The organism is Mycobacterium sp. IDUB_24 (assembly GCF_055419385.1).
On record NZ_JBVAXO010000005.1, the window covers coordinates 294,651 to 319,945 of the forward strand.

A 25,295-nucleotide genomic window follows, 5' to 3' on the forward strand; every position below is an offset into this window, starting at 1 on the left:
ACACCGCGGCCTCATGCCCCGGCCGGAGCCGCTCCGTCATCACCCACGCCCCGCACGGGCGAGCGCGCCCAGGTGAACCGCGATCCCGACGAGCGGTCCGCACAGCAGCGCGATGACGGTACGCATCTCCAGCTCCACCGGTAGCAGCAGCAGTGCGACGGCCGCGACGGTGGCGAGGATCCAGCCCAGGGCGTAGGCCCGGTGCAGGGCAGCGGCGACGGTCGCGGCACCGGTCAGGGTGAGCATCGCGATGGCGACGGCGGCGGCGGTCAGCCAAGCCAGCAGGGGACCGCCGGCGCGGTACTCGTCGCCGAACCCCACCCGCAGCAGCCACGGACCCAGGAGTCCGGCCGCGGCCACGCCCACGGCGCCCAGCGCGGCCACGGCAGCAGCGGGGGCCAGCAACGCCCGCAGTCTTTTGTCGCGTTGGTCGACAAAGTGCGCGATCAGGTTGCCCTGCATCGCGGTCAGCGGAACGAGCAGCGGCGCACGCGTCAGCGTCACGGCCAGGATCACCACACCGCCGGCCGCGCCCAGATCACCCGAGGTGGCCTTGAGCAGCACCGGGAACCCCATCACCAGGATCGCGCCGGCGCCGGCCGCGGCGATCGAATGCGCCGTCCCACGCAGGAACGTCGCGGGGCTGCCCGCGGTGAGCAGCCCGGCGGCCAGACGCGCTGCCGGCGCGGCGATCAGCATGATCAGCCAGGCCACCGCGCCGGCGACAGTGGCCCACAGGAACCCCGCCAGCCCCCAGCCGAGCACGAACGTCGCGGCGGCGACGGCCACCCGGATTCCGGCGTCGGTGACCATCAGGGCGCCGTACTCGGTCCAACGATTCACTCCGGCGAGCATGCCGAGCAGGGTGGCGTGCAGACAGAATCCGGCCAGCCCGACGCTGAGCAGCACGATGCTCAGCGCCCGAGACTCGGCGAATACGTGCGCGCTCCACAGCGGTGAGCTGAGCGCGATCACAATGGCCGCGGCGATGCCGACCAGCGCGGCGATTCGCATCGGGTGGGTGGTGGGTGCGCCGCTCAGGTCCCGGTGCCGAGAGGAACGGACTTCTCGGGTGGCCTCCTGCAAGAGACCGTTTGCGGCGCCGGTCACCAGGCCGAATGCGCCCCAGAACACGCTGAAGATCGAGAAGCCGGCCGGCTCGAGGTCACGGGCGGCCAGGTACAGCACGGCGTAACCGCACAACGCGCTGATCGCCGTCGCCAGTCCGACCCGGGCGACACTGCTGCGCGTGACAGGGCCGGTGGCGGGTGCTCCGCCGGCATCGGTCACAGGTCCGGCAGCTCTTTGGAATACAGCCAGGCCTGCCACAGCGGCTGCAGTGGCTCGTCGGTGTAGCCGGCGGCCAGCCCGGTGAAATCGTCGGTGAATGCGGTGCTGTGGCGGTAGCGGGCCGTCCAATCCCTCAGCAGCGCAAAGAAATTGCGATCACCGATCAGGCTGCGCAGCGCGTGCAGGGTCAGTGCCCCGCGTTTGTAGACCCGGTCGTCGAACATGTCCTCGGGCCCGGGATCGGACAGGAGCAGGTCCTGGGGCTTGTCGCGCAGCCGCGCGTGATAATGCTCGGCCCACTCCGCGGCAGTGTGCCCGCCGCTGTGTTCGGACCACAGCCACTCCGCGTAGCAGGCAAATCCCTCGTGCAGCCAGATGTCCCGCCAGCGTCGCGCCGTCACCGAGTTGCCGAACCACTGGTGGGCCAGTTCATGGGCGATCAGCCGCTCGGCGCCGCGGTGCCCGTCGCAGTGGTTGGCCCCGAAGATCGAGATGCCCTGGGCCTCGAGCGGTATCTCGAGATCGTCTTCGGTGACGACCACGGTGTAGCCGCTGGCCAGCGGATAGGGGCCGAACATCTTGATGAAGAGCTTCATCATCTGCGGCTGATCTTCGAAGTCGTGGTCGAAATTGCGGCGCAAGCGGGCAGGCAACACCGCGTGCATCGGTACCGGCGTCTTGGCCAGCCGCTGGCTCTCGTACTGTCCGATCTGCAGGGTGATCAGGTAGCTCGACGTCGGTTCTGCCTGCTCGTAGGTCCACACCGTGTGGCCGGCGCGGGCTTTCCGGGAGATCAACTCGCCGTTCGCCAGGGCGTAGTACGGGCTGTCGGTGCTGATCTGGATCCGGTAGCTGGCCTTCGAGCTGGGATGGTCGTCGCACGGGAACCAGGAGGCCGCCCCGTTGGGTTGGCCTGCCACCAGGGCGCCGTTCGACAGTTCCTCGAAACCTACTTCACCCCAAAAGGATTCGATGGGGCGCGGGGTTCCGTTGTAGCGGATGACGACGGTCATCGCGGCGCCGGCCGGCAGTGCCGAGGACATGGTGACCGACAACTTCCCGCCCGAACATCGGTACTGGGCGGGGCGGCGGCCGTTCACCGAAACCCGCGACACCGTGAGTGCGTCGGACAGGTCGAGGGTGAAGGTGCGCACCGCGGCCAAGGTCACCGCGGTGATGGTGGCGGTCCCGGCCAGCCGGTTGATCGCCACCTTGTATTCCAGGTCGAGTTCGTAGCGCGACACCCGGTACCCGAAGTTGCCGTTGTTAGGCAGATAAGGATCGATGACTGGTGCGGGCGTCACTTTCTTTGCGGCCTTCTTCGATCGGGTCACGCGGCAGGGTCTTCTGTCTTCTTGGCAGTCTTGTCCGAGGCTTTGTCGGCGGCACGTTTCTTGCCGAACATGTTCCACGGGGCGATCGGGTTGCCCTGCCAGCGGGTCGAAGGTGGTACCTCGTCGCCCCGCATCACCAGTGAGCCCGGCCCGACCGTGGCGCCGGAACCCAGGCGCGCCGCGGGCAGTGCCACGCAGTGCGGTCCCAGCGTCGAACCTTCTTCGAGCACAACGCTGTCCAACCGCATGATGCGGTCATGGAACAGGTGGGTCTGCACCACGCAGCCGCGGTTGACGGTGGACGCGGTCCCCAGCGTCACCAGATCGGCTTCGGGCAGCCAGTAGGTTTCGCACCACACGCCGCGCCCGATCGAGGCGCCCAGCCCACGCAGCCACAGGTTCATCACCGGGGTGCCGCTGGCGGCCCGGGCAAACCAGGGTGCGGCGACGGTCTCGACGAACGTGTCCGACACCTCGTTGCGCCACACGAACGACGACCACAGCGGATGCTCGACCGCGCGAATCCGGCCGACCACCAACCACTTTGCGATCACCGCGATGGTTCCGGCCACCGCGCCGGCGGCCAGCAGAACCACGCCGGCGGACAATGCCGCCCACAGGAAGCCGAACCGGATCGTCACCGCCTGCATCGCACCGAGCACCGCGATGCCGATCGCGAAGGTGACGATCACCGGGATCAACCGGCAGGTCTCGACCGCCGAGCGCATGATCTTGAGCCGGACCGACGGATGGAACGTGCGCAGCGCGTCGGCGGCGGTGGCGTTGCGGCGCAACCGGACCGGTGGGCTGCCCAGCCAGGACGAGCCGGCCTTGGCCTTGTGCGGCGTGGCCGACAGCACGGCCACCAGTCCGTCGTTGGGCACCTTGCGGCCCGGCTGCGTGATGCCGGAGTTGCCGAGGAAGGCCCGCTTGCCGATCGTGGCTTTGGCGACATGGATCCAGCCGCCGCCCAGTTCGTAGGAGGCCACCATGGTGTCGTCGGCCAGGAACGCGCCGTCCTGCACCTCGGTGAACTTCGGGGTGAACAGGGCCGTCGAGATCTCGGTGTCCTTGCCCACTTTCGCTCCGAGCAGGCGCAGCCACCAGGGGGTGAGCAGGCTGGCGTAGATCGGGAAAAGGTAATTGCGGGCCGCGTCCATCAGTCGTTCGGTGGTCCACAGCTGCCAGCCCACCCGGCTGCGCACGGGGTGGTAGCCCTCCGACAGATGCACCGAGAGCAGACGCACCCCGATCACGGTCAGCGCGGCGTAGGTCAGCAGTGAAACCAACGCGGCGGCCGGAGTCCACGCCAGGGCAGGCAACAGGGCATCGGCGGGTGAGGCGGTGCCGTGCACGCCCCAGGCGATCACGGCGAGACCGGCGGCCAGGGCCAGCAGCGGCAGGCCGGCCAGCAGCAGGGAGGTCACCCCGTACGCCGCGACCCACACCGGAGCGCGGCCCGGCCGGTGATCGGGCCACGGGTGGCGGGCCTTGCCGGATTTCACGGCGGGTGAGCCCTTCCAGAACTGACCGTTCTTGACCTTGCCGGTCACTGCTGAGCCGGGTGCGACATCGGCGTTCTTGCCGATGCTCGCCCCGGGGAGCAGCGTGGTGCGGGCGCCGATCGTGGCGTCGTTGCCGATGGAGACCGGCCCGACGTGGAACAGGTCTCCGTCGATCCAGTGCCCGGTGAGGTCCACCTCGGGTTCGACCGACGCGCGGTGGCCCATCTTGAGCATTCCGGTGACCGGCGGAGCCGAGTGCATGTCGACGCCCTTGCCGACGCTGTTGCCCAGGGCGCGGGCGTAGTAGACCATCCACGGCGCACCGGCGAGGTTCTCCGCGCCGCTGGCGTCGGCCAGTCGCTCGGCGATCCAGACCCGGAGGTGGACCGCGCCGCCGCGGCGGTAGGTGCCGGGCTCGAGCCCGCTCAGCAGCATCCGGGCGAACAGCACCGCGATGCCCATGCGGCCCAGCGGCGTGACGAACAGCAGGAACCCGGCCAGCACCCACCACCAGCTGAGGGGGTGTGCCCACGACACGATTCCCGAGACGGCGGCCAGGTTGTTCAGCAGCGCCAGCCACACCACCCACTGCATGCCGGTCAGGGTGGCCAACGGCAGCGACAGTGCGACCTGTGCGGCCTGGGTCGGCAGCGGGGTCGGTTTCACCTCGCGGGTATGGATCTGCGGCGGCGGCTTGAGCTCGTCGAGATAGCCGGCCAGTGAACCGAGCCGGGGGTGGTCGTAGAGGTCCGCGACGGTCACCAGCGGGTAGCGCCGGCGCAGCGCGGCCACCAACTGTGCCGCGGACAGTGAGCCGCCGCCCAGCGCGATGAAATCGGCCTCCGGACCTTCGACTGCCGTGCCCAGCACGTCACGCCACAATCCGGCCAGCCAGCCCATGGTGCCGTCGAGTTCGGGGGCGGTCTGATCGGCACCTCCGGGCGGCGGCCACGGCAGTGCGTCGCGGTCTACCTTGCCCGACGTGCGGGTCGGCAGTTCGTCGAGCAGCACCAGGCGGGGCACCAGCGCGGCCGGCAGCGACTCGGACAGTGCGGCCCGCGCCGCGGACAGGTCGAAGTCCGGATCGGCACTGGCTATATAGCCGACCAGTAGCGGGGTGCCGCTCGCGGTCTTGCGCACCGCGGCCGCGCCGCCGCTCACCCCGGGCAGATGCACGAGCGCGTTGTCGACCTCACCCAGCTCGATGCGCCGCCCGCCGACCTTGACCTGGTCGTCGGCGCGGCCCTGGAAGTACAGGCCGTCGGTCTCCAACCGCACCAGGTCGCCGCTGCGGTAGGCCCGGCTCCAGCCCAGTGTCGGCATAGCCGCGTATTTCTCGGCGTCCTTCTCCGGGTCGAGGTAGCGGGCCAGCCCGACGCCGCCGATCACGAGCTCGCCGACGTCGCCGATCGCCACCGGCAGTCCGTCTTTGTCCACCACCGCGAGGTCCCAGCCGGCCAGCGGCAGGCCGATGCTGACCGGGCCCTGGCCGTCCAGCTGTGCCGCGCACGCCACGACGGTCGCCTCGGTGGGGCCGTAGGTGTTCCACACCTCGCGGCCGTCGACCGCCAGCCGGGCGGCCAGCTCGGGCGGGCAGGCCTCGCCCCCGAAGATCAGCAATCGGACCGCTTCCAGCGCCTCGGCCGGCCACAGCGCGGCCAGCGTCGGCACCGTCGACACCACGGTGATGTCCCGGCTCACCAGCCACGGGCCCAGATCCATGCCGCTGCGCACCAATGAGCGTGGGGCGGGCACCAGGCAGGCGCCGTGCCGCCAGGCCAACCACATCTCCTCGCACGATGCGTCGAACGCGACGGACAGCCCGGCAAGCACCCGATCGCCAGGTCCAATCGGGTTGTCCTGCAGGAACATCCGTGCTTCGGCGTCGACGAACGCGGCAGCGCTGCGATGGGTGACGGCCACACCCTTAGGGGTGCCGGTCGAGCCCGAGGTGAAGATGATCCAGGCGTCATCGCGCCCCAGCGGCTCGGCGGCGCGCCAGCCGCGCGACGAACCCGGTCCACGGACCAGCCCCTGCTCGGTGATCACGCCGACCACGTTGGCCTCGCCGAACACCAGCTCAGCCCGTTCATCGGGGTCGTCGGCGTCCACCGGCACGTAGGCGGCGCCGCAGGCCAGCACCGAAAGGATCGCCACGTACAGCGCATAGCTGCCCGAGGGCATCCGGATCCCGAGCTTGTCGCCGCGGCCGATACCGCGCGCCGCCAACCAGGCCACGCTGTCGGAGACATCGGCGATCAACTCGGAGTAGGTGAGCTGCACGGAGCCGTCGTCGAGGGCCGGCGCATCGGGAAAACGCCTGGCCGTGTCCTGCAGGATGTCGACAAGCGTGCGTGGCTCGGGGGCCAGTGGGGATAGCACGTATTGCGGTGGAATCTCGTGTGCACTGGCGGCAGCTGTCACGACTACAAACTACTAAGCCCGTGGCGCGACGGCTCGCCGGTCGGTGCGGCGTGCCGGTTCGATTTCGATTCGAGGGTCCGGTCAGGCAGACTGGTCGGCGGAGGGGAGTATTCCTTCGCTGCGATGTCGTCATCACGTCGGTCGTCTATGGATCGATCGGTGTCGCGGGCCGGTGCCGGTCACCGGTGGAAGAGACCTCCGGCGTTTTGACGACCGGAGGATTTCTCGATGCAGGTAACCCAGCTGGAATGGATCATCACCCTGGCGGTGACGATCGCCGTTCTGCTGTTCGACGTCGTCGTGATCGGGCGACGCCCACACGAACCCACCACCCGCGAGACCGCGACATACCTGTCGATCTACATCGGCATGGCGGTGGCCTTCGGCGTATGGGTGTGGTTCTTCCACGGCAGCCAGTTCGGGCTGGAGTTCTTCGCCGGCTGGCTCACCGAATACAGCCTGTCGGTCGACAACCTGTTCATCTTCTTGATCATCATGGCCAGCTTCAAGGTGCCGAGGATCTACCAGCAGCAGGCCCTGCTGGTCGGCATCATCCTGGCGCTGATCTTCCGCGGCATCTTCATCGCGCTCGGCGCGGTGGCGATCAACGAGTTCTCCTGGGTGTTCTACATCTTCGGTGCGTTCCTGGTGTACACCGCGGTCAACCTGGTGCGCGACACCAACCACGACGACGACGGCGACAACGGTGTGGTGCGGTTCGCCCGTAAGCACCTGCGCACCACCGACAAGTGGGACGGCCTGAAGCTGTGGGTGCATGACAACGGGCAGCGGCTGATGACACCGATGTTCCTGGTGATCGTGGCGCTCGGCACCACCGACCTGCTGTTCGCCCTGGACTCGATCCCGGCGATCTACGGGCTGACCCAGGAGCCGTACCTGGTGTTCACGGCCAACGTGTTCGCCCTGATGGGTCTGCGGCAGCTGTACTTCCTGCTCGGTGACCTGCTCAAGCGGCTGGTCTACCTGTCGCAGGGGCTGGCGTTCATCCTGGCTTTCATCGGCGTGAAGCTGGTGCTGCACGCGCTGCACGAGAACGAGTTGCCGTTCATCAACGGCGGCGAGCCGGTGCATGTACCGGAGATCCCGACCCTGGCGAGCCTCGGCGTGATCGTCGTGACGCTGGCGATCACGACCGCCGCGAGCCTGTACAAGACCCGGGTGCGGGACGCCCGGTAGTCCCTTGGATTCCGGCTGAACGTAACTATTCGGCCCGGCACGACGTATCTCTATCGTGGCCGGGTGCGGATATTCGTGGCTGAGGCCGAGGCGTGGACCGAGCTGACCGATGGTGAGGCGCCGACGGCGCGGATCTCCGCGCCCGACCTGGCCCAGGCGCGCCGGATCCGATCCGGTCTCAAGTCCGAGCACGACGACGTCTCGGTGATCCTCGACGTCACCGTCGCGGTGGCCAGAGAGTTCAGCTCCGCCTACCGCTCGGTGCGCAGATGGCTCGAGCTGGCCGGCCCCGAGGCGCAGGTGCGCTACATCGGGACGGTTGACGGCCTGGCCGGCCTGATCGCCGACATCGAGGCCGCCGAGGTGGCCGACGGCGTCACCCTGATCCCGGCTGCCGGCGGGCAGGATGTGCAGGCGCTGGGCACCGAGGTGTTCCGGCGGCTGGAGCTGCGCTCTCAGGCCAGAGCTTCGTAAAACAGGTTGAGGTAGCGGGCCGTGCGTTCGGATCCTTCGACGCCGGGACCCATCCTGTTCATCACATAGGCGAACGTGGCGCGGTGATCGGGGTTGCACGTCTCCCACGAGCCACCCCAGCCACCCCAGAAGCAGATCTTGCCGTCAGGGACATAGGACACGGTTTTCGTTTCCGGCAGACCGAACCCCAGTCCCCAGCGCAGCGGGTGGCCGAGCAGCACCAAATCGGGACCTTCGAGCTGCGGCTCGAAGATCGACTCGACGGTCTCGGGTTTGAGCAGGGCGATGCCATCCACCGTGCCACCCAACGAGATGGCCGACAGGATCCGGGCCAGCGACCGCGCATTACCGTGCCCGTTGCCCGCACCGATGTCGGCGGCGCGCCAGGCCGCGGTGTTCGCGATCTCCGGTGACGGCGTCCCCACGAAGGTCTTGAGCGCGATCTCGGAGATCTGGTCGAGTGGAATGTCGAGGGGTTCGTCGGCGGCGATGATGTCGGCAGTGCGGTGGTGGTCTTCGGGTTGCGCGCCGATCTGGAAGTCGGCGCCCAAGGGGCCCGAGATTTCTTCGCGGACAAACTCTTTCAACGTCTTTCCGGTGACCCGCCGCAGCACCTCGCCGATCAGGTGGCCGTGGGTCAGGGCGTGATAGCCCGACGCGGTCCCCGGCTCCCACCACGGCGCCTGGGCGGCCAGCACGGCCGTGGACTTCTCCCAGTCGTAGCTGTCTTCGATGCTGAACGGCTGGTCCCATCCCGACAGCCCTGAGCTGTGGGTCAATAGATGTCGAAACTCGATGTCCTGCTTGCCGTTTGCGGCGAACTCGGGCCAGTGGTCGGCTACTTTTGTGTCGGCGGTGATCAGGCCACGGTCGATCAGCATGAGTCCGGCCAGTGCCGTCACCGTCTTGGTGGACGAGAAGACGTTGACGATGGTGTCGGCGTCCCAGGTGCGGGTCCGCGCAGCGTCGGCGTGCCCGCCCCACATGTCGACGACGAGTTCACCGTCGATGTCGATCGCGATGGCTGCGCCGGTCTCCTCTCCGCCGGCGATCGCCGCTGCCAACGCGTCACGGATCGGAGTGAAGCGGTCGTCGCAGTGGCCGTGTACGAGGTCATCCATCGGGACATCATCGCCGGACCGATAGCCGTCGCGGGCGCGATTGCGGCGAAGACGAATCCGCCTGTGTCGGGGGCGCCGGCAGCATAGCCTCTGTATAGACCGAAGTCAGCGAGGGGAGCCACTCATGCCGCGTCGTGATCGCCCGCGTCGAGACCGGGACGTCGATGTTTTCTACCCGCCGCAGCCCGCGGTCCGGCCGCAGTCCAAGGTCGCCTGCGGGTGTAGCTGTGGCTCGTGCAGTTCCGGCGCGCACTGCCACAACATGGGTACCGGCTGCAACGTGCGCTAGAGCCGCGTTTCAGCGAACCGGCGTGACCAGCTGACCGGATTGCAGAAAACGGTCCAGATTCGCCAGGACCAGGGCCTCCATGGCCGCCCGCGTTTCCACGGTGCCACTGCCGACATGGGGCAGCAGCACCACGTTGTCCAGTTTCGTCAACGCCTCGGGGACGTTCGGTTCGTCGGTGAACACGTCCAACCCTGCGCCGGCAAGCCGGCCCAGCGTCAACGCTTCGACCAGGGCGTCCTGGTCGACCACGGAGCCGCGCGCGATGTTGACCAGATAGCCGTCGGAACCCAGCGCATCGAGCACCTCCCGGTCGACGAGGTGACGGGTACCGGGACCGCCCGCCGCGGCGACCACCAGCACCTTGACCTGGCGGGCCAGCTCGACAGGCGAGTCGACGTAGCGGTACGGGCTGTCGGGGATCTGCCTGCGGTTGTGATAGCTGATCGCACAGTCGAACGCCGTCAGCCGGGTGGCGATCGCCCCACCGATCCGGCCGAGACCGAGAATGCCCACCTGGGATCCCGAAACCTGTTGCGTGAGGGGATAATTACCGTCCACTGCCCAGCGTCCGGCCCGCAGATAACGGTCGGCGGCCGAGAATCGGCGCAGGGTGTCGATGAGCAGGCCCACCGCGGTGTCGGCGACGCAGTCGTCGAGCACGTCGGGGGTGTTGCTGACGCCGATACCGCGGGCGGTGGCCGCGGCCACGTCGATGTTGTCGTACCCGACGCCGAAGTTCACCACCGCTTTCAGATTCGGCAGCGCCGCCATCAGATCCGGGTCGACGCGGGTGACACCCGAGACCACCACCGCGGTGACCTCGGCAGCGTGTTCGGCCAGAAACGCACCGCGCTCGTCTCCGTTGGGCAGGGAGTAGGCCTGGTAATCGGTGCGCAGGGTCACCGCGAGTGACGGCTTCAGCGGGCCGATCTGCAGGATGCGGTGTGCGGAAATGGGCATGGCTGTCCTCGGTCGGTGCGCGTCTGGCTTGTGAAATCGCCTCTGCTGCACCACGCTACGTCAGATGTCACCGGGGTAGCGTCGGCTACCAGTTGTAGTAGCCGCCCTCAGGCCCGAGCATGCGCTCCAGCCGGGCCCGGTTGATGCGGGCCAACTCGTTGCGGACGACCTTGCGTTCGGTCTCATGGTCGTTGTGCAACCGGTCGGAGATACCGGCCATGGCCCGGTGCGCGCAGCAATCCTCGACGAACATCACGAAGCCGAATCCGAACCGTTCGCCGTAGTGGACGACCTCGGTGTTGAGCTGGGTCATCACCGCGGGATCGTCGTCCCACACCGAGCACTGTTCGCACACCGACTTCGGGCTGCGGGGGCGCCGCCCGATGTGCGGATAGGCCTGCAGTACGCGGTCGATGGAATCCTCACCGAGACTGAACAGCAGGGCATCGGCCTGCCGGAACAGCGCGGCATGGTCGGCGAACGGCCGTCCACCGGCCAGATCGGTCGCGAGCACCACGCTGTAGCAGCACTCGTACACCGCGTGCACCGCACGCCGTGTCGGCAATGCGTTGTACGCCTCAAGCCCCAGGCCCTGATGCATCAACACCTTGTCAATCATCGGGCGCGGATGGGGCGCCGAGGTTACCTCGTGTTACGGCGAGGCTAATTCAGGCCGGATCAGTGGCCTTCGGTCTTGAACCGCTCGATCGAACGCTGCAGCTCGGCTTCGGCCTCTTCGCGGCCCACCCAGTCGGCGGTCTTGACGAACTTGCCCGGCTCGAGGTCTTTGTAGTGCACGAAGAAGTGCTTGATCGCGTCGAGTTCGAACTGCGACACGTCTCCGAGGTCCTGGATGTGGTCCCAGCGCGGATCCCCGGCGGGCACGCACAGCAACTTGTCGTCGCCGCCGGCCTCGTCGGTCATCTTGAACATCGCCACCGGGCGGGCCTCGACGGTGCAGCCGGGGAACACCGACTCGGGCAGCAGCACCAGCGCATCCAGCGGATCGCCGTCCTCGCCGAGGGTGTCCTCGAAGAACCCGTAGTCGGCGGGGTAACCGAACGATGTGTAGAGGTAGCGGTCGAGCTTGACCCGGCCGGTCTCGTGGTCAACCTCGTACTTGTTGCGCGAACCCTTCGGGATCTCGATGACGACGTCGAACTTCACCGTCGCGGCTCCTTCGCATCTGCGGTCAGTCTTTGGTCGTCGGGCGACGACGCGGGTCAACCCTAATCGAGCGATAGTCTGGGCTAAACGGGTGGCTCGTCCCCACCACCGGCAGAGCAGGAGAAATATGCGGCCCACTCGGTGGCGGCAGTCCACCCATGTGGCGGTTGGCGTCGTGGTCCTGGTGCTGGTCGCCGGCGTCGTCGCGCTTGCTGCCGTGCTCACCGGGCACCGCTCCAGCGATGCCGCGGCGGTCACTCCTGCTCCTCCGCCGGCAACCGCCAGCCCGGAGATCGTCCCGGTGGACATGTCGGCGCCGACTCCGACCGTGGGCGGCCTGGCCGCGGCGTTGGCACCGGCGCTGGCGAATCCGGATCTCGGTCAGGTGACCGGCCGGATCACCGACGGCGAGACCGGCGCCGAACTGTGGGAACAGAATTCCGGGCTGCCGATGCAGCCGGCCTCGGTCAACAAGGTGCTGACGACGGCCGCCGCACTCCTCACGCTGGACCGCAACGCCCGGCTGGCCACCACGGTCGTGGCCGTCGACTCGCAGCCCGGGCTGGTGGTCCTCAAGGGCGGCGGGGACACCACGCTCTCGGCGGCGCCCGATGACACCGACACCTGGTACAAGGGTGCGGCCCGAATCAGTGACCTGGCCCAGCAGGTACGCGGCAGCGGGGTCACGGTCACCGCGGTGCGGGTGGACACCAGCGACTACAGCGGCCCGATGATGGCGCCCGGCTGGGATCCCGCTGATATCGAGGGCGGCGACATCGCACCGATGGAACCGGTGATGCTCGACGGCGGGCGTATCCAGCCGACGACGGTGGAATCCAGACGGTCGACGACACCGGCGCTCGACGCCGGCAGGGCCCTGGCCACCGCACTCCGGGTGGACCCCGCGACGGTGACGGTGCTGCCCTCCGAGGTCTCGGGCGGCAGGCAGATCGCCGCGGTGCAGTCCGCCCCCCTGATCGAGCGGCTGCGTCAGATGATGAACGAATCCGACAACGTGATGGCCGAGTCGATCGCCCGCGAGGTCGCCGCCCAACTGCACCGGCCGCAGAGCTTCGACGGCGGCGTCGACGCGGTGACGAGCCAACTCGAGGGCGTCGGCATCGACATGTCGGCCGCCAAGCTGGTCGATTCCAGCGGCCTGTCGACCGACGACCGGCTGACCGCCCGGATCCTCGATGAGGTGGTCAATATCGCGGCAGGCAACACCGAACCCGCCATGCGGCCGCTGGTGGATCTGCTGCCCATCGCCGGCGGCAGCGGCACGCTGTCCAACCGCTACCTCGACACCGACGCCGGACGTGACGCCGCGGGCTGGCTACGGGCCAAGACCGGATCGCTGACCGGCACCAATGCGCTGGCCGGCATCGTCACCGACTACAACGGCCGGGTGCTGACGTTCGCACTGATCTCGAACAACGCCGGCCCGACCGGACGTACCGCGATCGACGACCTGGCCGCGGTGCTGCGGTCGTGTGGATGTGGCACGTGAGCGATCGGGTCGAGATGACCGCGGGCCGCGCGGTCGACTGGGACTTCGCCGCGACGGTCGGGGCGAAGCTGGCCCGGTCGTCCCCGCCGTCCACGGACTACACCCGCAACCAGGTGATCGAGCAGCTCTCGGTGAGTTCGAAGGCCGCCGAGCTGCCGGTGCGGGAGGTGACGGGTCTGATCGAGGGCGCGGAGGTACCCGAGGCCCGCGTGGTCGACCGTCCGGAGTGGATCCGGGCGGCCACCCGGTCCATGCGGGTGATGACCACCGGCATCAAACCCGGTGACGAAAGTGACCACCAGCCCGATTGCTCCTCGCGTGCGCGCCAGCCGGGATTCATCACCGGGCGGGTGACCGGCGCACAGACCGGTGCGGTGTTGGCCTTCATCTCCACGGGCATCCTCGGCCAGTACGACCCGTTCGGCCCCGACGGTGGCGAGCTGCTGCTGGTGTATCCCAACGTCATCGCGGTGGAACGCCAGTTGCGTGTCTCCCCAGCCGATTTCCGGCTGTGGGTGTGCCTGCACGAGGTCACCCACCGGGTGCAGTTCCGGGCCAATCCCTGGCTGGCCGACCACATGTCACAGGCCCTGGCGGTGCTGACCCAGGATGCCGGCGAGGACGTCACCGAGATGGTGGGGCGACTCGCGGAGTTTGTCCGGAATCAGCGCAATGGGGCAACGCCGGATCCCAATTCGGCCGGTGTGCTCGGCCTGATGCGTGCCGTGCAGGCTGAGCCCCAGCGTCGTGCACTGGATCAGCTACTGGTGCTGGGCACCCTGTTGGAAGGCCACGCCGATCACGTGATGGACGCGGTGGGCCCGGCGGTGGTGCCCACGGTCTCGACCATCCGCCGTCGCTTCGACGAACGCAGGCAGCGCAAACAGCCACCGCTGCAACGCTTGGTGCGCGCCCTGCTGGGCTTTGACGCCAAGATCAGCCAGTACACCCGGGGTAAGGCGTTCGTCGACCATGTCGTGGGAGCCGTGGGCATGGCCCGGTTCAACACCATCTGGTCGAGCGCCGACACCCTCCCGCAGCCCGATGAGATCGACGAACCACAACGATGGATCGAACGGGTGCTGTAGCCGCGCTGCGGCAAGCGGTGGCGGCCGCCGGCGAGCGGATCGACGGCGAGAACTGGTGCGTGGCGCTGTCCGGCGGCCCGGATTCCCTGGCCTTGGCCGCAGTCGCGGCGGGTATGCGACCTACCACTGCGCTGATCGTCGACCACCGGCTGCAGGCGGGTTCGGATGCTGTCGCCGACACTGCACGCGGTCAGGCGTTGGCGCTGGGATGTGTTACAGCTCAGGTTATTTCGGTCGACGTCGGGCGTGCCGGCGGCCCGGAGGCCGCCGCGCGTCAGGCGCGCTACGCGGCGCTGGACGCGGCTCGGGACGGTGCCCCGGTCCTGCTCGGCCACACCCTCGACGACCAGGCCGAGACGGTGCTGCTGGGACTGGGCAGGGGGTCCGGTGCGCGCTCGATCGCCGGCATGCGCCCCCACGACCCGCCGTGGCACCGGCCGCTGCTGGGCGTGCGTCGCACTCTGACCCGTGCGGCCTGCGAGGAACTTCGCCTCAGTCCGTGGCAGGACCCCCACAATGCCGAACCCCGGTTCACCCGGGTGAGGTTGCGGCACGAGGTGCTGCCGCTGCTCGAGGACGTGCTCGGCGGTGGGGTGGCCGAGGCCCTGGCCCGCACCGCCACCGCGCTGCGGGAGGACACCGAGACACTCGACGCCCTGGCCGGTGAGGCCCTGGCCGGGACGCGCACCGAGACCGGCGGTCTGGACACGGCCCGGTTGTCGGCATTGCCCGACGCACTGCGGCGCCGGGTGATCCGGGCCTGGTTGCTCGACGGCGGTGCGTGTGATCTGACCGACATCCAGATCCGTGCGGTGGACCGGTTCGTGACGGCCTGGCGTGGACAGGGCGGGGTGGCCGTCGGGTCCGGGCTGCGCAAACAGCGGTTGTTCGCGGCGCGGCGCGGCGGCGTGCTGAGAATGCACACCGAACCGGTCTAGCGATCCGCGTTGGAATGCGGCCCCCTCGCATGGCACGCTGTTCGGTGTGGCTGTCGACTCTGCCGAGCTGTACGCGGGAGACATCAAATCGGTGCTGTTGTCCGAGGAACAGATCCGGACCCGCACCACCGAACTCGCCGAGATGATCGCTGAGCAATATCGAGACAACCTGGGCAACGACGACCTGCTGTTGGTCACCGTCCTCAAGGGCGCGGTCATGTTCGTCACCGATCTGGCCCGGACCATCCCGCTGCCCACGCAGCTGGAGTTCATGGCGGTCAGTTCTTACGGCTCGTCCACCTCGTCCTCGGGCGTCGTACGCATCCTCAAAGACCTCGACCGCGACATCAATGACCGTGACGTGCTGATCGTCGAGGACATCATCGACTCGGGGCTGACCCTGTCCTGGTTGCTGCGCAACCTGGCCACCCGTCATCCGCGCTCGCTGCGGGTGTGCACGCTGCTGCGCAAGCCCGAGGCCGTCAAGACCGAACTCGACGTCGCCTACGTGGGCTTCGACATCCCCAACGAGTTCGTCGTCGGCTACGGTCTGGACTTCGCCGAGCGCTACCGCGACCTGCCCTACATCGGAACTCTCGATCCAAAGGTGTACGAAGGGCCGTAAGCCGGAGGCTTACAAATGGCCGAGGACCGGCGCACAATCGCAGGCATGGCTGATACCCGCACGGCCCTTCGGATCTGCCCCTTTTGTGAGGCCACCTGCGGTCTGACACTCACCATCTCCGACGGTCGGGTGACCGCTGCCCGCGGAGATCGTGACGACGTGTTCAGCGCGGGATTCATCTGTCCGAAGGGCGCCAGTTTCGGCGAGCTCGACAACGACCCTGACCGACTGACGCGCCCCTTGATCCGGCGCGACGGCGCGCTGACCGAGGCCACCTGGGATGAGGCCTACGCCGTCATCACCGAGCGCCTCGGCGCGGTGATCGCCGAGCACGGCGGCGGTGCGGTCGGGGTGTATCTGGGCAATCCGAACGCACACACCATCGCCGGCAGCCTGTATGCGCCGCTGATCATCAAGGGCCTCGGCACCCGGCAGGTGTTCAGCGCGAGCACACTCGATCAGATGCCCAAGCACGTCGCACTGGGCCTGATGTTCGGCAGCCCGGTCGCGTTCACCGTCCCCGATCTCGACCGCACCGACTACCTCGTGATCATCGGCGCGAATCCGATGGTGTCCAACGGGAGCCTGGCCACTGCCGCCGATTTCCCCGGCAAGCTGCGGGCACTGCGCAAGCGCGGTGGCCGGCTCGTCGTCATCGACCCGGCCCGCACCCGCACCGCCGAACTGGCCGACCGCCACCTCGCGCCGCGGCCGGGCACCGACGCGGCACTGCTGTTCGCGATCGTGCACGTGCTGTTCGGTGAGGACCTCGTCGACCTCGGTGAGTTGGCCGAGCACGTCGCCGGTGTCGAGGAGATCCGCGCGCTGGCCGACGAGTTCTCACCCGAGGCCGTCGCCGCGGCCTGCGGGGTGGGCGCCGACGAGATCAGGGAACTGGCCCGCGAGCTCGCGGCAGCTCCGACGGCGGCCGTCTACGGCCGGATCGGGACGTCCACGGTCGAGTTCGGGACCATCGGCAGCTGGCTCGTCGACGTGATCAACATTCTCACCGGCAACCTCGACCGTCCCGGCGGGGCGATGTTCGCACTCGGCGCGGCAGCCCCCGCGCCGCGTCCGCCGAAACCGGGTCGCGGCTTCAGGACGGGACGGTGGGCGAGCCGGGTCTCGGGATATCCCGAAGTGCTCTCCGAGTTGCCGGCCGCCGCACTCGCCGAGGAGATCGACACCGCGGGCGAAGGGCAGATCAAGGCGATGATCACCATCGCCGGAAATCCGGTGCTGTCCGCGCCCGACGGTGACCGGCTGGACAAGGCGCTCGACAGCGTCGAATTCATGCTGAGCGTCGACCCCTACCTCAACGAGACCACCCGCCACGCCGATGTCATCCTGCCGCCGCCCCCGCCGGCCTACAGCGCCCACTTCGACGTCGCGCTGAACAACCTCGCGGTCCGCAACAACGTGCGGTACTCGTCGCCTGCGCTCCCACTCGACGGCCGGCCCGACGAGCCCGAGATCCTGTCCCGGCTCGCCCTCATCCTCTACGGCATCGGCGCCGACGGTGATCCCGCACTCGTCGACGTACAGGTGATCGCGACGACTCTGGCGAAAGAGACGGGCAACCCCGATTCGCCGGTGGCCGGGCGCGACGTCAACGAGCTCACCGCCATGCTCTATCCGGGCCCCGGATATGAGCGTCGGCTCGACATGATGCTGCGGCTCGGTCCCTACGGCGACGCCTTCGGCGCCAAACCCGACGGACTCACCATGGAGCGCCTGAAGGCCACCCCGCACGGCATCGACCTGGGCCCGCTGCGTCCGCGCATCCCCGAGATCCTGCGAACCCCGAGTGGCCGGATCGAACTCGCGCCGGAGCCGATCGTTGCCGATGTGGCGCGGCTACGCGACGCTCTCGACCGCTCGGCGGGGGGCTTCCTCTTGATCGGCCGGCGTCATCTGCGCTCCAACAACAGCTGGATGCACAACCTCCCCGCGCTGTCGGGCGGCTCCAATCGCTGCACGCTGCAGATCCACCCCGACGATGCAGCGGAGCTGGGGCTCACCGAGATCGCGGTGATCAAGGGCCCCGGCGGTGAGCTGCTGGCCCCGATCGAGGTGGACGACGGCATGCGGCGCGGCGTGGTTTCGCTACCGCACGGCTGGGGTCATGACCGGGGCGGTACGGGTCAGGAGCTCGCGGCGAGCCGGCCCGGGGTGAACGTCAACCAGCTCAACGACGGAACTCATCTGGACCCACTGTCGGGCACCGCGGTGCTCAACGGCATTCCCGTCGACATCGCGCCCGCCGGCTGAGCCCCCTCTTTGCGCCGAAACCGCATTCCAGCAGTGCCTCACTCGCACTTTCGCTGCCGGAATGCCGTTTCGGCGGAAAATTAGGTGAGCTCCCAGATCACCGTCACGGAGAAGTCGACCGTCTGCTGACCGGGTTCGAGCGGGACGGCCTGCATCGCGGCACGCGGCATCGGGGTGGGCGTGGGCGGGGTCGAGCCGCCGGACTGTTCGGAAATCGAGATCACCTTGCCCAGATTGAGTCCGGACAATCCGGCGTACTGCTCGGCGCGGTTCTTGGCGTCGTCGAACGCCCGGGCGCGGGCGTCGCGCACCAGGTCCGAATCGTCCTCGATCGAATAGTCGACCGAGTTGATGCGGGTGGCATCTCCTCCGGTACTTGCGATCAGGGCGAGGGTCTGCGAGGCCTTGGCGGTATCCCGGATCTTGACCTTGATGGCATTGCCGGCGCGGTAACCCGAGATCGTGTTGTCGTTGAATTGAGGTTGCACGCTGACCTGGGTGGTGCTGATGTCCTTGCGGTCGATGCCCGATCCGACCAGCGCATCGATCACGGCCTGCTGCCGCTGGCTGGACTGGTTGAGGGCGCCGGACACATCCGGGGCGATGAACTCCATCGCCACGTCGGCGGTCAGGGTATCCGGCACGCCCTGCACCTGGCCGGATCCGACGACCGTCACTTGCCGGGCCCCGTCAGGTGCGCCCCCGGCGGCAGGACCCGAGGTGGCATCGCACGCGCTTGTGCTGACGGCGATCAATCCCGCGGCGGCAAGACCGAGTACCCGTAATTTCGCATTCCCAGCGATCGGCATGCCCGAACCCTACCGGGACGTCACGGCGTCACCAGGACTTTGCAGTGCCGGTCAGGGGAGGCGAGCTCGTCGAACGTGGCGCTCACCGCGTCGAGGCCCACGTTCCCGGTGATCATCGGTGCGACGTCGATCGCACCCTCGGCGATGGCGCGCAGCGAGTTCGCGAACTCGGTCGGGTCGTAGCCGAAGACGAACTGGATGCTGATCTGTTTGGTGATCGCGTAGAACGGGTGCACGGTATCGGGCTGCATGCACACTCCGGCCACCACCAGCCGGATGCCCGCGGGTGCGCGACGCAATACGTCGTCGATGATCCCGGGTGCGCCGACTGCCTCGAAGACCACCGCGGGCGTGCAGTGATGGAACGGTGAGTCCTCCGTTGGATCCAGCGTGACGTGGGCGCCCATGGTGGCAGCGAGGTCGCGTCGGACGGCGGAGAAGTCCGACGCCACAATCGTTTCCACGCCCCGAAGTTTCAGGGCCGCGATGATCGCGACGCCGACGGGGCCGCAGCCGACGACGAGTGCCGTCTCGCCGGGTTCGATGCGCGACGCATTGACTGCATGCAGACCGACGGCCATCGGTTCGGTGAGTGCGGCGTGTTCAGCGCTCAGTCCGTTCGGAACCGGCAGTAGCAGCGGCGCCGACAGCAGCATCTTCTCGGCGTAACCGCCGACGGTGGTGTTGCTGTACACGATCGGCGCGATCCCGCCGGCGGAGATCAGCACCGGTACCGAGGTCACCAGGGTGCCGGCGGCGGCTGCCTCGGTTCCCGGTCCGGCATCGAGGATCTCGGCGCTGAACTCATGGCCCATGAAGACGTCGCCGGCCAGGTCGATGTCCATGTCGGGCACACCCTCCAGATCGGCGCCCGCGGCCAGCATGTCGGCGCCGTGGGTGGCGAAATGCAGGTCGGACCCGCAGATTCCGCAGGCCTTCACCTTGACCAGCACCTGCCCCGGGCCGGGCACCGGTTCGGGCACGTCATCGCGAACGATCATCCGGCCGTCACGCAGCACCGCGGCGCGCATCAACTCTTCCCCTCGGTGGTGTGTTCGGTGATCGCGTTGACGATGGCCTGTCCGGCGCGACCCAACAGCTGATCCCGCATGCCCTTGGCCCAGTCGTGCGACGCCCGCGCGGCCGTGAGCTGGCCCTTGAAATGCGGGATCACCTCACGGGCGAACAGTTCGTAGGAATGGAAGGTGGCCGCAGGTGGTGCCCAGTCGTGGCCGAGGAGCAGGAGGGTGCCGAACCCGCCGGAGCGGTCCAGCAGGTCCTGGATGTAGGCGATTGCGTCGGCGGTGGTGCCGATACAGCAATTGCCGCCTGCCGCATAGTTTTCCACGAACTCGTAAGCGGAATCCGTCGCCTCGGTCTTCTCGGACAGCGGCACGAAGCCGGCGGCGCCGAAGTAGTTGGCGAAATCCTGCAGGCCGTAAGTGCAGTCCGCGATGGCCTGTTCGCGGGTGTCGGCGAGGTGGACGATGCCCAGCACCCGCCAATTGGCTCGGTCCGGTTCGGGCCGATCGGATTTGGCGGCCTGCTCACGCACCGTGTCCCAGGTGGTCTCGATGGCCGCGTAGCCACCGGGCACCGACATCGACAGGGACAGCAACGAGGTGCCCAATGCCCCGGCCAGTCGCGGACCGGAGGGGGAAACCATTGCCGCGGTGGAAATTTCGGGGTAGGGCCAGGTGTAGGGGCGGATGTGCAGCGCGGCGTCGCGCAGGGTGAACCAGTCCGACTTGCGGTCGATCCGCTCATCGGGTGCGGCGCGGAACAACGCCAGGATCGCCTCAAGGGATTCCTGCATCATCGGCCGCTGATCCACCGGGTCGATGCCCATCATGTAGGCATCCGACGGCAGTGCCCCCGGCCCGGTTCCGAACATCACCCGGCCGCGGGTGAGGTGGTCGAGCAACACCCACCGGTCGGCCACCATGAGCGGGTGGTGATACGGCAGCGACACCACGCCGGTGCCCAGCCGGATGTGTCTGGTCCGTTCGGCCGCGGCGGCGATGAACACTTCGGGACAGGCGATGAGTTCGTAACCGCCGGAATGATGTTCGCCGAACCAGGCCTCGTCGTAACCGAGCCGGTCCAGCGCCTCCACCCGGTCCATGTCGTATTGCAGTGCGGTGGTCGGGGATTGGCCGACCGGGTGAAACGGTGTGATGAAAACGCCGAAATTCAACGGACTCACTTCAGGCCCTCCAAGAACTCCAACAGCACCTTGTTCACCTCATCGGGACGTTCCTGCTGCAGCCAGTGCCCGGCGCCGTCGAGCAGCACCTCGCGGTAGTCACCGGTGGCCACGTCCCGCACCCGGTCCCGCGGCGTGAAGCCCAGCACCGGGTCGGCGGTGCCGGCCACGAACAGCATCGGGACCGTGATGGTCTGGTGCGCGGTGGTTCCCGAATCAGGATCCGTGAGCTCCCAGTTCCGGTCGAAGTTGCGGTACCAGTTCAGCGGCCCGGTGAAGCCGGTCTCGGCATAGGCCTGCACGTAGTGCTCGAACTCGTCGGCGGTGATCCAGTCCGGCAGTGGCGGTAGCGGTCGGTCGGACAGGCTGTCCGGGGGAGCGCTGATGCCTTCCATCGCGATCATGCGGCGCAGCGACTGCCGGACATCGGCGCCCAGTGCGGCGTCGGCGACACCGGGCTCCTGGAAGTACAAGATGTAGAAGAAGTTGTCGCCGACGATCTTGCGCCAGATCTGCGTCGGCGGTCCGGACGCCCGGGGGACCGGGGGCACGCTCAGCGCGGCCACCGCCGCGACCCGATCGGGGAAGAACAACGGGAAGTTGGTGACGACGGGCGAGCCCCAGTCGTGCCCGACGAGCACCGCCCGCTCGGCACCGACATCATCGAGCAACCCCGCGATGTCGGCGGTCAGCTCCACGATGTTGTAGGCATCGATGCTCTCGGGCCGCGACGAGCCACCGTAACCCCGCTGGTCAGGAGCCAGGACGTGATAGCCGGCGGCCGCCAGCGCGGGCATCTGGTGCCGCCACGAATAGGCCAGCTCGGGAAACCCGTGGGCCAGCACGACCACCGGATTTCCGGGCTCACCCGCCTCGATCACCTTCAATGTCACGCCATTGGTGTCGACTAACCGCTCGGTCATGCGGACGCGAGGAGCAATAGGGCGGCGCTCACGCGAGGAGCAATCCGGTGAAATGTGAGCACGATCTCACCCAAGCACAGCGGCCCGCGCTCGGCTAGATACCGTCGGGAACTGCCGGACGTTGGTCTAGCGGTAGCCTAAAACCCTCAACTGCGCACGTTGGAAGGACCGGGCCGAACTCGGCCGAGTGATCGATGAACCGCAAAAATGTGATCCGTACGCTGACCGTGATCGCGGTCGTGCTGTTGCTGGGCTGGTCGTTTTTCTATTTCAGCGACGACACCCGCGGCTACAAACCCGTCGACACCTCGGTAGCGGTGGCCCAGATCGGTGCCGACAACGTCAAGAGCGCCCAGATCGACGACCGCGAGCAACAGCTGCGGCTCGATCTGAAGAGCGGCAAGGACGAGACCGAGAACAGCGACAAGGTCATCACGAAGTACCCGACCGGCTATGCGGTGAAGCTCGTCGACCAGCTCGACGCCAAGCACGTCAAGTTCGGCACCACTGTCAACCAGGGCAGCTTCCTCGGCTCGATGCTGATCTACATGCTGCCGCTGCTGCTGCTGGTCGGCCTGTTCGTGATGTTCTCCCGGATGCAGGGCGGCGGCGGCCGGATGGGCTTCGGCTTCGGCAAGTCGAAGGCCAAGCAATTGGGCAAGGACATGCCCAAGACCACGTTCGCCGACGTCGCAGGCGTCGACGAGGCGGTCGAGGAGCTCTACGAGATCAAGGACTTCCTGCAGAACCCGTCGCGGTATCAGGCGCTGGGCGCCAAGATCCCCAAGGGCGTGCTGCTGTACGGCCCGCCCGGAACGGGCAAGACCCTGCTGGCCCGCGCCGTCGCCGGTGAGGCCGGCGTCCCGTTCTTCACGATCTCGGGTTCGGACTTCGTCGAGATGTTCGTCGGCGTCGGCGCCTCCCGCGTGCGTGACATGTTCGAGCAGGCCAAGGCCAACAGCCCGTGCATCATCTTCGTCGACGAGATCGACGCCGTCGGCCGTCAGCGCGGTGCGGGCATGGGCGGCGGTCACGACGAGCGCGAACAGACCCTGAATCAGCTGCTGGTCGAGATGGACGGCTTCGGCGACCGCCAGGGCGTCATCCTGATCGCGGCCACCAACCGGCCCGACATCCTCGACCCGGCGCTGCTGCGTCCGGGCCGCTTCGACCGGCAGATCCCGGTGTCCAATCCCGATCTGGCCGGCCGTCGCGCGGTGCTCAAGGTGCATTCGGCGGGCAAGCCGATCGCCCCCGACGCCGACCTGGACGGCCTGGCCAAGCGCACCGTCGGCATGTCCGGCGCCGACCTGGCCAACGTCATCAACGAGTCCGCACTGCTGACCGCTCGTGAGAACGGCACCGTCATCACCAGTGCCGCGCTGGAAGAAGCCGTCGACCGTGTCGTGGGCGGCCCGCGCCGCAAGGGCCGCATCATCAGCGAGCAGGAAAAGAAGATCACCGCCTACCACGAGGGCGGGCACACCCTGGCCGCGTGGGCGATGCCCGACATCGAGCCGATCTACAAGGTGACCATCCTGGCCCGTGGCCGCACGGGCGGCCACGCGGTGGCGGTGCCCGAGGACGACAAGGGCCTGATGACCCGCTCGGAGATGATTGCCCGCCTGGTGTTCGCCATGGGTGGTCGCGCGGCCGAGGAACTGGTCTTCCGCGAGCCCACCACCGGCGCGGTGTCCGACATCGAGCAGGCCACCAAGATCGCCCGCGCGATGGTCACCGAGTACGGCATGAGTTCCAAGCTGGGGGCCGTGCGCTACGGCACCGAGCACGGTGATCCGTTCCTGGGCCGCACCATGGGCACCCAGGCCGACTTCGGCCACGAGGTGGCCCGCGACATCGACGACGAGGTGCGCAAGCTCATCGAGGCCGCGCACACCGAGGCCTGGGAGATCCTCAGCGAGTACCGCGACGTGCTCGACACGCTGGCCGGTGAGCTCCTGGAGAAGGAGACGTTGCACCGCGTCGAGCTGGAGGCCATCTTCGGCGACGTGAAGAAGCGTCCCCGGCTGACCATGTTCGACGACTTCGGTGGCCGGGTGCCGTCGGACAAGCCGCCGATCAAGACGCCGGGTGAGATTGCCATCGAGCGCGGTGAGCCGTGGCCGCCGCCGGTGCCCGAGCCGGCGTTCAAGGCTGCGATCGCCGCCGCCAGCCGGGAGGCCGAGCGGGCCAACGAGACCAACGGCTCCGGAGCCAACGGCGCGCCGCCGAACGGGGCGAACCAGAACGGTACGACCCAGCCCGATTACGGCGCACCGGCCGGCTGGCATGCGCCGGGCTGGCCGCCCGCGCCGTCGCAGCCGGGATACCAACCGCCCCAGCAACAGCAGGGCTACTGGTACCCGCCGCCGCATCCGTCGGGATGGCAACAGCCCCAGCCGTACCCCTATCAGCCTTATCCTCATCCCGGCCAGCCCAATACGCCGAACGAGGAGGCGGGTCAGGATCGTGCTCCTGAGCGGCCTGACCGGTCCGACCGGCCCAACCCCCCGGCCCACGGCTGATCCGAGAACGGAGGCTTCGATGGCGCAGTCGTTGCGCGAGCATCACAACAACACCGATACGGCCACGCGGGTATTCGACCAACCCCGTGCCGAGGCGGCCGTGCGTGAGCTGCTGATCGCCATCGGTGAGGACCCCGATCGTCAGGGTCTGGTGGATACCCCGGCCCGCGTGGCGCGTGCGTACAAAGAGCTGATGGCCGGTCTCTACACCGACCCGGATGCGGTGCTCAACACCACCTTCGACGAGGAACACGACGAGCTCGTGCTGGTCAAGTCGATCCCGTTGTACTCCACCTGTGAGCACCACCTGGTGTCGTTCCACGGGGTGGCCCACGTCGGATACATCCCCGGGGTGGACGGCCGGGTGACCGGTCTGTCGAAGATCGCCCGGCTGGTCGACCTGTACTCCAAGCGCCCGCAGGTGCAGGAACGCCTGACCGCCCAGATCGCCGACGCAATGATGCGCAAGCTCGATCCGCGCGGAGCCATCGTGGTGATCGAGGCCGAGCACCTGTGCATGGCCATGCGGGGCGTCCGCAAGCCGGGTGCGGTCACCACCACCTCCGCGGTACGTGGACAGTTCAAGACCGACAAGGCTTCTCGGGCCGAGGCGCTGGAACTGATCCTGCGGAAGTGAAC

General features: G+C 68.1%; 20 protein-coding genes. 9 read left to right on the plus strand and 11 right to left on the minus strand.

Features of this window, described 5'->3' with window-relative positions; translation table 11 throughout:
* Positions 1-39: 39 nt before the first annotated feature.
* The 3 genes from ACZYZF_RS19375 to ACZYZF_RS19385 are packed head-to-tail and all read right to left on the minus strand — an operon-like array spanning position 40 to position 6,553.
* The gene (locus ACZYZF_RS19375) at positions 40-1,290 is read right to left on the minus strand and encodes an MATE family efflux transporter (protein ID WP_463836523.1); all 1,251 of its coding nucleotides are present in this window, start codon (positions 1,288-1,290) and stop codon (positions 40-42) included.
* Entirely contained in the window at positions 1,287-2,624 is a 1,338-nt protein-coding gene (locus ACZYZF_RS19380; protein ID WP_463743944.1) for a M1 family metallopeptidase, read from the minus strand. Before ACZYZF_RS19380 ends, ACZYZF_RS19375 begins: the two co-directional genes overlap by 4 nt.
* Positions 2,621-6,553: a Pls/PosA family non-ribosomal peptide synthetase gene (locus ACZYZF_RS19385; protein ID WP_463836524.1), complete on the minus strand. Its 3,933-nt coding sequence runs from the start codon at positions 6,551-6,553 to the stop codon at positions 2,621-2,623. The genes ACZYZF_RS19380 and ACZYZF_RS19385 overlap by 4 nt, the downstream gene beginning before the upstream one ends.
* 228 nt (positions 6,554-6,781) lie before the next feature.
* Here ACZYZF_RS19385 and ACZYZF_RS19390 point away from each other — a divergent pair, with 228 nt between their 5' ends.
* Together ACZYZF_RS19390 and ACZYZF_RS19395 are read left to right on the plus strand one after the other, a co-directional pair.
* The gene (locus ACZYZF_RS19390; RefSeq protein WP_463836525.1) at positions 6,782-7,750 is read left to right on the plus strand and encodes a TerC family protein; all 969 of its coding nucleotides are present in this window, start codon (positions 6,782-6,784) and stop codon (positions 7,748-7,750) included.
* A 63-nt stretch (positions 7,751-7,813) separates the two neighbouring features.
* Complete coding sequence (locus tag ACZYZF_RS19395; protein ID WP_463836526.1) at positions 7,814-8,224, plus strand: hypothetical protein; 411 nt, start codon at positions 7,814-7,816, stop codon at positions 8,222-8,224.
* Here the strand turns inward: ACZYZF_RS19395 and ACZYZF_RS19400 are convergent.
* The 4 genes from ACZYZF_RS19400 to ACZYZF_RS19415 form a co-directional block, all read right to left on the minus strand.
* Positions 8,206-9,345 (minus strand): serine hydrolase domain-containing protein, encoded by a 1,140-nt coding sequence (locus ACZYZF_RS19400; RefSeq protein WP_463743948.1) that lies wholly within the window; start codon positions 9,343-9,345, stop codon positions 8,206-8,208. The two genes, ACZYZF_RS19395 and ACZYZF_RS19400, sit on opposite strands and share 19 nt — an antisense overlap.
* Before the next feature lie 298 nt (positions 9,346-9,643).
* The gene (locus ACZYZF_RS19405; protein ID WP_463836527.1) at positions 9,644-10,594 is read right to left on the minus strand and encodes a 2-hydroxyacid dehydrogenase; all 951 of its coding nucleotides are present in this window, start codon (positions 10,592-10,594) and stop codon (positions 9,644-9,646) included.
* Between the two features lie 85 nt (positions 10,595-10,679).
* Entirely contained in the window at positions 10,680-11,213 is a 534-nt protein-coding gene (locus tag ACZYZF_RS19410; protein WP_463836528.1) for a 2-oxo-4-hydroxy-4-carboxy-5-ureidoimidazoline decarboxylase, read from the minus strand.
* Between the two features lie 59 nt (positions 11,214-11,272).
* Positions 11,273-11,761, minus strand: a complete 489-nt coding sequence (locus tag ACZYZF_RS19415; RefSeq protein WP_463743951.1) for an inorganic diphosphatase — start codon at positions 11,759-11,761, stop codon at positions 11,273-11,275.
* Positions 11,762-11,888: 127 nt separating this feature from the next.
* Here ACZYZF_RS19415 and dacB point away from each other — a divergent pair, with 127 nt between their 5' ends.
* Genes dacB through ACZYZF_RS19440 form a run of 5 tightly spaced genes read left to right on the plus strand, consistent with a single transcriptional unit; the run spans position 11,889 to position 18,193 of the window.
* A complete protein-coding gene (gene dacB / locus ACZYZF_RS19420) occupies positions 11,889-13,271 on the plus strand; it encodes a D-alanyl-D-alanine carboxypeptidase/D-alanyl-D-alanine endopeptidase (RefSeq protein WP_463743952.1) in 1,383 nt (460 codons plus the stop codon).
* Entirely contained in the window at positions 13,259-14,359 is a 1,101-nt protein-coding gene (locus ACZYZF_RS19425; RefSeq protein WP_463836529.1) for a zinc-dependent metalloprotease, read from the plus strand. Before dacB ends, ACZYZF_RS19425 begins: the two co-directional genes overlap by 13 nt.
* Positions 14,338-15,297: a tRNA lysidine(34) synthetase TilS gene (gene tilS / locus ACZYZF_RS19430; RefSeq protein ID WP_463836530.1), complete on the plus strand. Its 960-nt coding sequence runs from the start codon at positions 14,338-14,340 to the stop codon at positions 15,295-15,297. Before ACZYZF_RS19425 ends, tilS begins: the two co-directional genes overlap by 22 nt.
* Positions 15,298-15,343: 46 nt before the next feature.
* Positions 15,344-15,922 (plus strand): hypoxanthine phosphoribosyltransferase, encoded by a 579-nt coding sequence (hpt, locus tag ACZYZF_RS19435; protein WP_463743955.1) that lies wholly within the window; start codon positions 15,344-15,346, stop codon positions 15,920-15,922.
* Between the two features lie 45 nt (positions 15,923-15,967).
* Positions 15,968-18,193 carry a molybdopterin oxidoreductase family protein gene (locus ACZYZF_RS19440; protein WP_463836531.1) on the plus strand — a complete coding sequence of 742 codons (2,226 nt, stop codon included), beginning with the start codon at positions 15,968-15,970 and terminating at the stop codon, positions 18,191-18,193.
* Between the two features lie 80 nt (positions 18,194-18,273).
* On the opposite strand, the gene ACZYZF_RS19445 is transcribed toward ACZYZF_RS19440, so the two are convergent.
* The 4 genes from ACZYZF_RS19445 to ACZYZF_RS19460 are packed head-to-tail and all read right to left on the minus strand — an operon-like array spanning position 18,274 to position 22,131.
* Complete coding sequence (locus ACZYZF_RS19445) at positions 18,274-19,002, minus strand: SIMPL domain-containing protein (protein WP_463743957.1); 729 nt, start codon at positions 19,000-19,002, stop codon at positions 18,274-18,276.
* Positions 19,003-19,022: 20 nt separating this feature from the next.
* On the minus strand, positions 19,023-20,033 hold the full coding sequence (locus ACZYZF_RS19450; protein WP_463836532.1) for a zinc-binding dehydrogenase: 1,011 nt from the start codon (positions 20,031-20,033) through the stop codon (positions 19,023-19,025).
* Positions 20,033-21,208 (minus strand): LLM class flavin-dependent oxidoreductase, encoded by a 1,176-nt coding sequence (locus ACZYZF_RS19455; protein ID WP_463743959.1) that lies wholly within the window; start codon positions 21,206-21,208, stop codon positions 20,033-20,035. Before ACZYZF_RS19455 ends, ACZYZF_RS19450 begins: the two co-directional genes overlap by 1 nt.
* On the minus strand, positions 21,205-22,131 hold the full coding sequence (locus ACZYZF_RS19460; protein ID WP_463743960.1) for an alpha/beta fold hydrolase: 927 nt from the start codon (positions 22,129-22,131) through the stop codon (positions 21,205-21,207). Before ACZYZF_RS19460 ends, ACZYZF_RS19455 begins: the two co-directional genes overlap by 4 nt.
* A gap of 194 nt (positions 22,132-22,325) precedes the next feature.
* Here ACZYZF_RS19460 and ftsH point away from each other — a divergent pair, with 194 nt between their 5' ends.
* Entirely contained in the window at positions 22,326-24,656 is a 2,331-nt protein-coding gene (ftsH, locus tag ACZYZF_RS19465; protein ID WP_463743961.1) for an ATP-dependent zinc metalloprotease FtsH, read from the plus strand.
* Between the two features lie 19 nt (positions 24,657-24,675).
* Complete coding sequence (gene folE, locus ACZYZF_RS19470; protein WP_463743962.1) at positions 24,676-25,293, plus strand: GTP cyclohydrolase I FolE; 618 nt, start codon at positions 24,676-24,678, stop codon at positions 25,291-25,293.
* Positions 25,294-25,295 lie beyond the last annotated feature (2 nt).

Coding starts and splice junctions, on each gene's coding strand:
- ACZYZF_RS19410 (WP_463836528.1), bottom strand. CDS start 11,213: ATGATTGACAAGGTGTTGATGCATCAGGGCCTGGGGCTTGAGGCGTAC.
- ACZYZF_RS19405 (WP_463836527.1), bottom strand. CDS start 10,594: ATGCCCATTTCCGCACACCGCATCCTGCAGATCGGCCCGCTGAAGCCG.
- ACZYZF_RS19400 (WP_463743948.1), bottom strand. CDS start 9,345: ATGGATGACCTCGTACACGGCCACTGCGACGACCGCTTCACTCCGATC.
- ACZYZF_RS19450 (WP_463836532.1), bottom strand. CDS start 20,033: ATGCGCGCCGCGGTGCTGCGTGACGGCCGGATGATCGTTCGCGATGAC.
- dacB (WP_463743952.1), top strand. CDS start 11,889: ATGCGGCCCACTCGGTGGCGGCAGTCCACCCATGTGGCGGTTGGCGTC.
- ACZYZF_RS19390 (WP_463836525.1), top strand. CDS start 6,782: ATGCAGGTAACCCAGCTGGAATGGATCATCACCCTGGCGGTGACGATC.
- ftsH (WP_463743961.1), top strand. CDS start 22,326: ATGAACCGCAAAAATGTGATCCGTACGCTGACCGTGATCGCGGTCGTG.
- tilS (WP_463836530.1), top strand. CDS start 14,338: ATGGATCGAACGGGTGCTGTAGCCGCGCTGCGGCAAGCGGTGGCGGCC.
- ACZYZF_RS19460 (WP_463743960.1), bottom strand. CDS start 22,131: ATGACCGAGCGGTTAGTCGACACCAATGGCGTGACATTGAAGGTGATC.
- ACZYZF_RS19425 (WP_463836529.1), top strand. CDS start 13,259: ATGTGGCACGTGAGCGATCGGGTCGAGATGACCGCGGGCCGCGCGGTC.
- folE (WP_463743962.1), top strand. CDS start 24,676: ATGGCGCAGTCGTTGCGCGAGCATCACAACAACACCGATACGGCCACG.
- ACZYZF_RS19440 (WP_463836531.1), top strand. CDS start 15,968: ATGGCTGATACCCGCACGGCCCTTCGGATCTGCCCCTTTTGTGAGGCC.
- ACZYZF_RS19445 (WP_463743957.1), bottom strand. CDS start 19,002: ATGCCGATCGCTGGGAATGCGAAATTACGGGTACTCGGTCTTGCCGCC.